We start from the raw sequence: 1,866 nt of genomic DNA on the forward strand, positions 1-1,866 counted from the left end.
TCCCCGTCCTGCGGACGGACCGCGCCGAGGGCCTGGCCGTCACCACCGCCCTCGCCGGGCTCCACGTCCACGGCACGCCCGTCGACTGGACGGCCGTCTTCGCCGGGCGCGGCGCCCGACGCGTCGACCTGCCCACCTACGCCTTCCAGCGCGAGCACTACTGGCTCGAAGCCGCCACGCCCACCGGCGGAGCCCGGTCCACGATCGAGGACTGGCAGTACGACGTCACCTGGAAGCCTCTGGGCGATCCCGCGACCGTGACCGCCGACGGGCACTGGCTGCTGGTCGTCCCCACCCTCGGCCCCGACCACGCCAGCGGCGCCGTCCCCCTCGCCGCCGGTCTCCGGGACGCGCTCGCAGCGCACGGCGCCCGCACCACCTGCCTCACCGTCGACGGCGCCGAGGACCGGGAGACGCTCACCGCCCGCCTGCGCGAGGCCACCGACGGCGCGGCCCCGCGCGCCGTCGTCTCGTTGCTCGGACTGGACGAGCGCCCGCTGGCGGGCCTCGCCGCACTGGCCGGCGGCGTCGCCGGCACCCTGACCCTCCTCCAGGCCCTGGGCGACGCGGACGTCGAGGCGCCGCTGTGGTGCGCCACGCGCGGGGCGGTGTCCACATCGCCGGACGACCACGCCGTGACGGCCCCCGGCCAGGCCCAGATCTGGGGACTCGGCCGCGTGGCCGCGCTGGAGCACCCCGGCCGGTGGGGCGGACTCGTCGACCTGCCCCCGGCCTGCGACGAGCCCCTGCCGGCCCGGCTCGTCGCCACCCTCGCCACCGGCGGCCCGGAAGACCAGCTCGCCGTCCGCGCGGGCGGCGTGTTCGCCCGGCGGCTCACCCACGCCGCCGAGGCCGACGCCCGGTCGGTCCAGGAGTGGCGCCCGCGGGGGACCGTACTGATCACGGGCGGGACCGGCGCGCTGGGCGGCCGGGTCGCCCGGCTGCTCGCCGCCCGAGGCGCCGAACACCTGGTGCTCACCAGCCGCCGCGGCCCCGCCGCCGAGGGCGCCGACGAGCTGCGCGCCGAACTGGAGGCACTGGGCGCCCGCGTGACGCTGGCCGCCTGCGACGTAGCGGACCGGGACGCGCTGGCCCGGCTGCTCGCGGACCTCACGGCAACCGAGGCCACGGGCAGCCCCCTCACCGCGGTCGTGCACACGGCGGGCGTGGACACCCCCGCCCTGCTGACCGACACCGACCCGGCCGCCTTCGCCGCCGTCCTGGCCGCGAAGGCGGCGGCCGCGGCCCACCTCGACGAGCTCCTCGACGAACTCCCCGCCGGACCCGGGCTCGACGCGTTCGTGCTGTTCTCGTCCATCGCCGGGGTGTGGGGCGCGGGCGGCCAGGCCGCGTACAGCGCGGCCAACGCCCACCTCGACGCGCTCGCCGCCGCCCGCCGGGCCCGCGGCCTGCCGGCCACCGCGCTGGCCTGGGGGCCCTGGGCCGAATCCGGCATGGCCGCCACCCCCGAGATCGCCGACAGCCTGCGGCGGCGCGGCCTGGAGCCCCTGGCAGCCGAGTCCGCCCTCACGGTGCTGGACCGCGCGGTCGGCCGGAACGCGACCGCCGTGACCGTCGCCGACGTCGACTGGGCGCGCTTCGCCCCCACCTTCACCATCGGCCGGCCCAGCCCGCTGCTCGGCGACCTGCCCGAAGTCCGGGAAGCCGCCTCCGCACGCCCCGGGCACTCCGACGAAGCGGCCGACACCGCCGCCGCCCTGCGCCGGGCCCTCGCCCAGGCGGACCCGGCCGAGCGGGACCGTACCCTCGTGGAACTCGTACGCACCGAAGCCGCGGCCGTCCTCGGACACCCGGGCCCCGAGGCCGTCGAGCCCGGCCGGGCCTTCCGCGCCCGCGGGGTCGTCT

At 79.0% G+C, this 1,866-nt stretch carries 1 protein-coding gene; it reads left to right on the forward strand.

Annotated features, from left to right (window positions below):
• Window positions 1-1,866: beta-ketoacyl reductase (locus tag ACFV0Q_RS41180; RefSeq protein ID WP_385013194.1), on the forward strand; the 1,866-nt coding region annotated here is incomplete at both ends.

This window comes from Streptomyces sp. NPDC059564 (assembly GCF_042735575.1).
Taxonomy (GTDB): Bacteria; Actinomycetota; Actinomycetes; order Streptomycetales; family Streptomycetaceae; genus Streptomyces.